Source organism: Parabacteroides sp. AF39-10AC, from assembly GCF_003635405.1.
Taxonomy (GTDB): Bacteria; Bacteroidota; Bacteroidia; order Bacteroidales; family Tannerellaceae; genus Parabacteroides; species Parabacteroides distasonis.
This window is the reverse complement of record NZ_QTLP01000018.1, coordinates 105,383-114,953: the sequence shown is the minus strand read 5'-3', so window position 1 is coordinate 114,953 and position 9,571 is coordinate 105,383. Positions and strand designations below refer to the sequence as shown.

The following is a 9,571-nucleotide window of genomic DNA, read 5'->3' as shown; positions in this document are numbered from 1 at the left end:
CACGCCGATGGTACTGCGTAACAGTGGAAGAGTAGGTAGCCGCCGTCTTGAAGAAGGCGATAGCCGATGGAGAGGAGTCAGTCCGTAAGGGGTGACTCCTTTTTTTATATTAAATTTGATGTATTAAATCTATTATCTAATATCATGAAGAAAATCTATTTATTTCTATTTAGTCTGTTTATCTGTAATATCCTTGCGGCGCAAGATCAAGACTATAAAATAGTCAGAGATATCTCTTATACCCAATCGAAAAATCCATATGCGGTGGAACGTTGTAAATTGGATCTTTATTATCCCGAGAACGCAAAAGACTTCCCTACGGTAGTCTGGTTTCACGGAGGCGGCTTGTCGGGAGGTAGCAAATTCATTCCGGAGGAATTGAAGAACTGCGGATTAGCCGTTATCGCCGTAAATTACCGTCTGCTACCCAAAGCCACGTTGAGCGATTGTATCGATGATGCCGCCGCCGCTGTCGCTTGGACATTCAGCGAAATTGAGAAGTATGGTGGGGATAGGCGTAAAATCTTTGTCTCAGGTCATTCCGCTGGAGGTTATTTAACAAATATGGTCGGACTGGATAAGAAGTGGTTGACTAAGTACCGGATAGATGCTGATTCCATCGCCGCATTAATCCCTTTCAGCGGTCATGCGATCAGCCATTTCGCTTATCGGCAGGCGAAGGGGATGAAAGATACCCAACCGAGTATCGACGAGTTCGCCCCTTTGTTTTACGTACGTCCTGACGCTCCTCCATTGATTATCGTCTCGGGCGACCGGGAGATGGAGATGCTGGGCCGCTATGAGGAGAACGCCTATTTTTGGCGTATGATGAAAGTGGCCGGACATAAGAATACTTATATCTATGAGTTGGACGGATATGATCATGGATCGATGGCCGCTCCTGCCTTCCACATCTTAAAGAATCACGTGAAGGCGATCTTGAAAGGTTCAGAAACCCGGTAATTCGATAAACTATTTAATTTAATACGTATGGTTCTCTTTTCTTTATTAATGGTCTTGATTTGCTTGAACGCATGTTCTGGAGCGAAGACCTCGGACAATGTAACGGTGTATGTCACGACAAACGATCGTGCGAAAGATTTCGTGAGAAGTGAGATCGCCTTGGGGGACAAACAAGCCGCCTCGCCTTCCGTGATAACGATAGACCCTTCGGTGCGCTATCAGACGATGGATGGCTTTGGCGCCGCCGTGACAGGCTCTACCTGCTATAACTTGATGCGGATGGCTCCCGAGGATCGGACAGCTTTCCTGAAAGAGACTTTCTCTGATACGGAGGGGATGGGGTATAGCTATATCCGTATCTCGATCGGCTGCTCGGACTTTTCTTTAAGTGAGTATACTTGTTGTGACACGAAGGGTGTCGAGAATTTCGCCTTGCAGAGCGAGGAGAAGGAGTATGTGATACCGATCTTGAAGGAGATCTTGGCGATCAGCCCTTCTATAAAAATCTTGGGATCGCCTTGGACTTGTCCAAGATGGATGAAGGTGGATAACTTAAAGGATTTGCGCCCGTTCGAGTCGTGGACTAGCGGACAGCTGAATCCCGCCTATTATCAAGATTACGCTACCTATTTCGTGAAATGGATACAGGCGATGGAGGCCGAGGGGATTCCTATCGAGGCGATAACTCCCCAAAACGAACCTTTGAACCGAGGAAATTCCGCTTCCTTATTTATGGGATGGGAGGAGCAACTCTCTTTCGTGCGTGACGCTCTAGGCCCTAAACTGAAAGAGACTGGCCTCAAGACGAAGATCTACGCTTTCGACCATAATTACAATTACGATAATATGTTGGAGCAGCAAGGCTATCCGATGAAAATCTACGAGGATGAGAATGCCGCTTCTTTCCTGACAGGTGCCGCTTACCATAATTACGGGGGCGACCGGGAGGAGTTGAATAACGTAAACGGCAAGTTTCCCGATAAAGAATTAATCTTTACGGAAACTTCTATCGGCATGTGGAATGATGGACGTAACTTAGAGAAACGCTTGATGGAAGATATGGAGGAGACGGCCTTGGGTACGGTGAATAACTGGTGTAAGGCAGTTATCGTATGGAACTTGATGCTGGACAACGAGCGGGGACCGAACCGAGAGGGTGGTTGCCAGACTTGTTATGGTGCCGTGGATATCGATCGCTCGGATTATAAGACGATTACCCGGAATTCTCATTATTATATTATCGGTCATTTATCCTCTGTGGTGAAACCGGGGGCAGTACGGATCGGCTCTAAAGGGTATACGGCTGATGGGATTATGTATTCCGCCTTCGAGAATTTAGATGGAACGGAAGCGCTCGTATTACTAAATAATACGGACGGGACTAAAAATATAACGGTAAACAGCGGCGAACGTTCGTTTACCTACGAGGTTCCCGCTAAAGCAGTCGCTTCTTTTCGTTGGAATCTTTACTAATAAGGAGGGTGTGTTAAAAGTTGGTATTATGGCACGCAGATTTACGCAGATAATATATTGATTTTCATATCATAAATCTGCGGTCATCTGCTCAATCAGCGTTATCTGCGTGCCATGTTCACACTTTTGACACACCCCCGAATGTCCAATACTTTATCTATAGTGGCAACAAGCCGGTAGCTTATCATATACGGCTTTATCCGCCTTATCCATATCCGTGTCATGGCCTACTTTAGCGATCGCCTTGCTGATCGCTTTTGGGGAGGTCTTTTGGGGATCGTACTGGAGATGGATCATCTGGGTATCTTTGTCCCAATGAGCGGATAACACACCATTTACCCCTTTTGCCGCTTTCTCGATACGTTCCTTGCACATATCGCAAGAGCCTTTGACACCGAACATGGCATGCTCGGAGGCTACCCCCGTGGCGCTTTGCGCATGCATCATATGCCCCTCATGCCCAGTCATAGGCTTGGCGGGCTCGTCGCCGTTATTCATCATGGAAGTTTTTCCCTCCAGCTGTGCGCTGGCGTCTATGGCGAAGACTCCGTTGGTTACGATTTCCTCACCTTCTCGCAAGCCATTCAAGATAACATAAGAGTTACCAAGGGAAGGGCCTAGCTCCACCTCACGCATCAAGAAAGCGGGGGTATTCGTATCCGGTTGCTTTACGTACACGATAGCACGTTTACCCGTCCAGAGCACAGCGGTTTGCGGTACGACGATCTCGTTCTTATAGTTGCGGAGCGGGGCGCTTACGTTTGCCGTGGCGTACATCTCGGGCTTGAGCTCCAAAGAGGCGTTCGGTACCTCTACACGGACCTTGGCGGTACGGGTCGTCGTGTTCAAGATCGGGTCGATGAAAGAGATCTTACCCGAGAACTTCTTGCCGGGTAGCGCTTGCAGGGTAAATTCCACCGGATCACCTTTGCTAAGGAAAGGGAGATCCACCTCGAAAGCGTCGAACAAGGCCCATACCTTCGTGAGGTTCGCCACGTCGAAAAGGATAGCTCCTTGGGATACATAATCACCTTGGCTTACCCGCTTGGACAGGACGATACCGCTCGTGTTCGACTTGATCTCTACAACCGGGGAGATAGAGCCGGACTTCTCGATAGCGGCGATCTGGGCATCTGTCATCTTCCATAAATATAGTTTTTCACGGGCGGCCTGTATCAATTGAGATTGTCCCATGCGGATCGCTTCCAACAATTCTTGCTGGGCGGTGAAAAGCTCTGGGGAGTAGAGGGTAGCGAGGGTCTGTCCGGCATGCACCGTCTCACCCGTGAAATCAACGTTCAAGCTCTCGATGCGTCCGCTTACATGGGCTGTTTGAGATTGCAGGCTACGCTCGTCCGGTACGATCTTGCCGTATAAACGGACTTGCTTGACCGGATTCTGGCGGGATACCTTGGAGGTTTGTACGTCCGCTAAGGCTGCTGCTTCTTCCGAAAGCTGAATGGCGTTGGGATCGATGGCCTTGTCGGAGAAGGAGCTCTTACGTACAGGGATCAAATCCATGGCGCAGATAGGGCATTTACCCGGCTTGTCTTGGCGAATTTGGGGATGCATGGAACAAGTCCACTCGCCGGCCTCGTTCTGTTGGAGGTCGTGGCCATGCGTAGGGTCGTGAACTTCCGTGCCGGTCTCGCTCGCTTGTGACGTATGGCTGTCGGTATCGGAGTTATGGAACAGGAGCCAGCCCAACAAGAGGCCGCCCGCTAGGAACAGGATATATATCAGGTACTTGGATTTTACGGTTTCATTTATATTTTTCATTTTCTTATTCGTTTACAGAGGTGGATATTAATTTCTCGATTCCGGCGATTTGGGTATTATATTCCGCTATCGCTTCGCTTTTCTTCAAGTGATAGTTCAACATTTGTCGCTCCACTTGGATCACGTCGGTCAAGGTCGTACTTCCTGTCGAGAATTCCCGGACGATCAGTTGGTAGGTGGCCAACGATAGATCGTATTGTTTCTGGTACAAATCGATTTTCCGTGCGGCATCTTCCAATTGCTGGGTAATACGGATATACTCGGCTTGCAGTTGGTTCATCGTGTTCTCGTACTTCAACTCGCTGGATTTCCAATAATGCTTGCTTTCCCGTTGCTGTGCGTTATATTTCTTACGGAAGATAGGAAGGCTGATCTTTAGCATGGGCATGAACATATCCTTTCCGTTCATACCGGACATAGAGCCCATAGACATATCTTCCGGTTTCTTCCCGATCAAGGAATACTGGAGGCCGATACCTAGCATGGGGTAACTCATTTTCTTGTCCATCTCCGCCTTGGCCCGGTAAGCGTTTCCTTCCGCCTCCAGCATGGTAAGCATGGGGTTGTTGGAGATGACGCTGTCAAGAGCCATCGACTCACCCCATGAGAGAGGAAGCCGTTCCAACGAGTCGGGGACGGAAATCGGGGTAGCTAGCGACTGATTGAGCAACGTATTAAAAGCAGCCTCGGCCGTTTTCCGTTGCGATAACAAGGAGGCTAGCGTATTCTCCAGTTCTACCTTCTCCATCTGGATTCGCAATACGTCCGACATTCCGCCCATGGAGTTGCCACTTCCCATAGAGCCTCCACCCATAGGGCTACCGCCGGACATTCCGGACATCGTACTACCGGATGCTCCCGTGCTTTGTACCGTAGGGCTTCCCATGCTACTGCCTCCCATACCCGACATACCTCCACCGGATACGGCGGGAGGAGTCGATGGAGCAGAAGATACGGGGGAGGGTAAGACGGAGGAACCGCCCGCCTTCGCCGACGGAGCGGAGAAGCGGTTCAATGCCAACTGTTCCAACTGGTCTAGCAGACGAAGGTTCGCCTGCGTATTTTTATATTGCTCGCTGATATTGCAAAGCTGGTACCATTGACTCTTCACCTCGTAATACAGGTTGTTGCGACTGTTACGGAATTGTTCGTAAGCCATCCGGGCCATCTCGGTCGCCTCGTTGCGGGCCGCCTTCCGGGTACCGAACCAAGGGAACATTTGCATCAAGGTGAAATCCGCTATTTGCTTTCCGGACAAGATCTCCATCGGTTTCAGGAAGAAACCGATCTCCAGTTCCGGGTCCGGATAGGCTCCGGCTTGCGGGACTTTCTCCAAAGATGCCTTATACAGGGAGAAGTCGGCGTTGATCTGCGGATTGTTACGTGCCGCCAGTTCCAGATAATAGCCTAAACTATCGGCCGGCTGGGAGTAAGCGAAAAGGACGTTTAGCATCCCCAGTACACCTGCCATGATGATTGATCTGATTCTTTTATATCTCATAAGTCGTTACCTCCTCTTGAATTTTATTCTTTTGTTCTTTCTTTATAGCGTTCTCCCGCCACCAGCATTGCAGGACGGGAACGACAAACATGGTCATACTCTGGATCAGCATTCCTCCGAACGTAGGGATAGCCATCGGTACCATGATATCCGCCCCCTTACCGGTAGAGGTAAGTACGGGGAGCAAAGCGATCAGGGTAGTGGCTGTAGTCATGGCCGCAGGGCGTACCCGTTTCAGTCCGGCGGCTACTACCGCTTCCCGGATATCGTGCTTGGTGCGGGGGTCTCGCTCGAGGAATACATGATGGATGTAGGTTCCCATCAATACCCCATCATCCGTAGCCACACCGAACAAGGCGATGAAACCGACCCAGACTGCCACGCTCAGATTGATCGTGTGCATCTGGAAAAGATCCCGCATATTCTCTCCGGCGATGGAGAAGTTCATGAACCAATCCTGTCCGTAAAGCCATAGCAAGATAAAACCTCCGGCGAAGGCCACGAACACCCCGGAGAAATGGATCAGTGAGGCAGTGACCGTCTTGAATTGAAAGTATAGAACCAGCAGGACGATCAACAAGGCGAGGGGAACGACGATCATCAGCCGGCTGGTGGCACGCTCCTGCTGCTCGTAATTGCCGGCGAACTTATAGGATACGCCGGGATCAAGGTTCAACCCTCCCTCCTTTATTTGTTGCTCAAGGATGCGGGAAGCCTCTTTCACGACATCCACTTCCGCCTTCCCCGCCAGTTTGTCGAAGATGACGTAGCCTACCAAGAAAGTGTTCTCGCTTTGGATCATCTGCGCTCCACGGGTATAGTTGATATCGGCAAGCTCTTTAAGCGGGACTTGCGCCCCAGTGGCGGTCGGTACGAGGATCATACCTAGCGCCTCCGGATTATCTCGAAGCTCACGAGCGTAGCGTAGGCGCACCGGGAAACGTTCCCTGCCTTCCACGGTGCGGGTCAGTACCATGCCACCGACAGCGGCACTTAATATCTCTTGCAAGTCCTCCACGTTTACGCCGTAACGGGCCATATTCTCACGGTTCAGTTCGATCTCCAGATAAGGGGCGCCTACCGCACGGTCGTAAAATACGGAAGAGGGGATAACGGAGGATACCTCTTTCAATGCCTTCTCGATCGCCTTTCCGGCTTTCTCGATCGTCTCCAGATCCGGGCCATACACCTTGATACCCATCGGGGCACGCATACCGGTGGATAACATGACGAGACGGGCCTCGATAGGCTGCAGCTTCGGGGCGGAAGTCAATCCCGGAAGATGGGTGACGTTCACGATCTGTTGCCAGATATCGTTCGTGTTCTTGATCTCCGGTCGCCATTGGCGGAAGTAATCGCCTTTAGCGTCTGGGATCAGGCTGTCTGAGGGAATCAGCCGGAAACCGTCTTTGGGGTTATATACGCCTCCATCTTTTAGGAGATACTCCCCTTGCCGGTTTACCTTGAAACGTTCCCTTTTCCCGTCCTCATTCAGGATATATTCCGGACGGTAGTTGATCGTATTCTCGAACATCTGTACCGGCGCTGGATCGAGGGCGGAGTTTACACGGCCCCATTTACCGATGGCGGTCTCCACCTCGGGGATAGAGGCCAGCCGTTTGTCGAGCGCCTCTATATAATCAAGGTTTTGCTCGATACCGGAATGCGGCATGCTAGTCGGCATCAGTAGGAAAGAACCTTCGTTCAGGCTAGGCATAAACTCCTGTCCGATGCCTCTCCATATCCAGAAACCGAATACGATGGTAGCTCCCGGAATCAACATGAATTTCCAGCGGTTATCCAAGCACCAGCGCAATATCCTCTCATAATACATAACGAGCAGCCACAGGATGCTTAGGATGATGGCTACGCAACCCGCCACGAACAGGATATTGGCGAGCATCCCTTTTTGCGGCCCCATCGGCAACCATTCCTCGGACAGGTAATAGATCGAGACAAAGAGGGTGATACCGATATTGATATAAGTGCTCATCTGAGGCTTCTTCCAATACCCGGACAATAGATTATTCAACCCGACTGCCGTTAGCCCGATAGCGGGAATACTGCCATAGATAATAAGTAAGGCGATTCCGGCCACGATCAACAGGTAATTCAGTATTTTCCGTATCTGCCTTGAATGGATCTTTATCGAGAACAACCAATACGATAGGGAAGGAAGCAAGATCAATCCCAGCACGAAGGCGGAAGCCAAAGCATACGTCTTGGTGTAGGCCAAGGGCGAGAACATCTTCCCTTCCTGCGCCTCCATGGTGAAGACGGGGAGGAAGCTGACGATCGTCGTGATCATCGCCGTGCTGATCGCCCCGGACACCTCGCTTACCGCCTTATAAATAAGGTTGACAAACGCCTTTCCCCCCTGTATATGCCTGTTCTCGGGCATCTCCCGGTAACGGATGATACTTTCCACGAAGACGACCCCTACATCCACCATCACGCCAATGGCGATCGCTATACCCGATAAAGCCACGATATTCGCCGCTATCCCCGTATAACGCATGATGATGAACGTGGCGAGCACCGCTATCGGTAACATGCTGGCGATAACGATAGAGGCCCTTAGGTTGAGCACCAGCACGATGATAACGATCACGCAGATCAATATCTCGTGGGAGAGGGCGGTCTCCAACGTCCCGATCGTCTCCTTGATAAGCCCCGTACGGTCGTAGAACGGCACGACGGTTACCTTGGAGACCGTCCCGTCCGCCAGTACCTTCTGGGGCAATCCCGGTTCCATCTCCTTGATCTTCGCCTTTACGTTATTGATAACCTCCAAGGGGTTGGAGCCATAGCGGGCTACGACCACTCCGCCCACGGCCTCCACACCCTCCTTGTCCAGCCCTCCCCGTCGGGTTCCGGGGCCGATATTCACGAACGCCACGTCCGATATGCGAACCGGTACGCCTTCCCGAACGGTGATGACGGCATTCTCTATATCTTTTACATTCTTGATATACCCCAAGCCCCGGATCAGGTACTCCACCTTGTTGATCTCCATCGTCTCGGCGCCGATATCGAGGTTGCTCTTCTTGATGGCGCTCATGATATCCATCACGGAGACGTTGAAGGCATACATGGCATCCGGGTTCAACTCGATCTGGTACTCCTTCACGAAGCCGCCCGCCGAGGCAACCTCGGATACCCCCTCGGCGGAGGATAAGGTGTACTTGACGTAGAAATCCTGTATCGTACGCAACTCCTCGGCGTTCCAGCCTCCGGTAGGTTTACCGGTCTTGGGGTCCCGTCCTTCCAGCGTATACCAATAGATCTGCCCGAGGGCGGTAGCGTCCGGTCCCAAGGTAGGCTGTACGCCTTCCGGCAAGGTTCCCGGAGGCAGGGAGTTCAGCTTCTCCAATATACGGGAACGGCTCCAGTAGAACTCTATATCGTCATCGAAGATAATGTATATGAAGGACATCCCGAACATGGAGGAACTACGGATCGTCTTCACTCCCGGGATACCTAAAAGAGAGGTGGTCAGCGGATAAGTGATCTGGTCCTGTATATCCTTCGGCGAGCGGCCCATCCATTCCGTGGCCACGATCTGCTGGTTATCGCCGATATCGGGGATGGCGTCTACCGGAATCGGATTCCGGGGAATGATCCCCCCGTGCCAATTGAAGGGGGACGTGGAGATGCCCCATACGATAATCAGCACTAGTAAAAGTAAGGTTACCACCCTGTTCTCAAGGAAGTAACGAATGATTCTGTTTAACATTTGAATGAGCTTTTATGATTTGAAAACATATGAGAACGCTTATTTGTTCGTCTTTGAAGGCAAGCGATCACATGAGTACTCGTGATGCTTTACGCCAGTACTCGCAATGGATTACTCCA

At 51.0% G+C, this 9,571-nt stretch carries 5 protein-coding genes; 2 read left to right on the top strand and 3 right to left on the bottom strand.

The window, feature by feature from the left end:
• Window positions 1–144: 144 nt before the first annotated feature.
• A complete protein-coding gene (locus tag DW033_RS16300) occupies window positions 145–963 on the top strand; it encodes an alpha/beta hydrolase (RefSeq protein ID WP_044544718.1) in 819 nt (272 codons plus the stop codon).
• Between the two features lie 27 nt (window positions 964–990).
• Window positions 991–2,436 carry a glycoside hydrolase family 30 beta sandwich domain-containing protein gene (locus tag DW033_RS16295; RefSeq protein WP_008779458.1) on the top strand — a complete coding sequence of 482 codons (1,446 nt, stop codon included), beginning with the start codon at window positions 991–993 and terminating at the stop codon, window positions 2,434–2,436.
• 153 nt (window positions 2,437–2,589) lie between these two features.
• On the opposite strand, the gene DW033_RS16290 is transcribed toward DW033_RS16295, so the two are convergent.
• The 3 genes from DW033_RS16290 to DW033_RS16280 are packed head-to-tail and all read right to left on the bottom strand — an operon-like array spanning window position 2,590 to window position 9,452.
• A complete protein-coding gene (locus tag DW033_RS16290) occupies window positions 2,590–4,215 on the bottom strand; it encodes an efflux RND transporter periplasmic adaptor subunit (RefSeq protein ID WP_122382934.1) in 1,626 nt (541 codons plus the stop codon).
• 4 nt (window positions 4,216–4,219) lie between these two features.
• Window positions 4,220–5,686 carry a TolC family protein gene (locus tag DW033_RS16285; protein WP_227154379.1) on the bottom strand — a complete coding sequence of 489 codons (1,467 nt, stop codon included), beginning with the start codon at window positions 5,684–5,686 and terminating at the stop codon, window positions 4,220–4,222.
• Window positions 5,687–5,705: 19 nt separating this feature from the next.
• Window positions 5,706–9,452, bottom strand: coding sequence for an efflux RND transporter permease subunit (locus tag DW033_RS16280; RefSeq protein ID WP_122382932.1), 3,747 nt, complete (start codon window positions 9,450–9,452; stop codon window positions 5,706–5,708).
• Window positions 9,453–9,571: the final 119 nt, after the last annotated feature.

Excerpts from the sequence above, each read along its gene's own strand:
- DW033_RS16285 (WP_227154379.1), bottom strand. The coding sequence starts at position 5,686 with ATGGCAGGTGTACTGGGGATGCTAAACGTCCTTTTCGCTTACTCCCAG.
- DW033_RS16300 (WP_044544718.1), top strand. The coding sequence starts at position 145 with ATGAAGAAAATCTATTTATTTCTATTTAGTCTGTTTATCTGTAATATC.
- DW033_RS16290 (WP_122382934.1), bottom strand. The coding sequence starts at position 4,215 with ATGAAAAATATAAATGAAACCGTAAAATCCAAGTACCTGATATATATC.
- DW033_RS16295 (WP_008779458.1), top strand. The coding sequence starts at position 991 with ATGGTTCTCTTTTCTTTATTAATGGTCTTGATTTGCTTGAACGCATGT.
- DW033_RS16280 (WP_122382932.1), bottom strand. The coding sequence starts at position 9,452 with ATGTTAAACAGAATCATTCGTTACTTCCTTGAGAACAGGGTGGTAACC.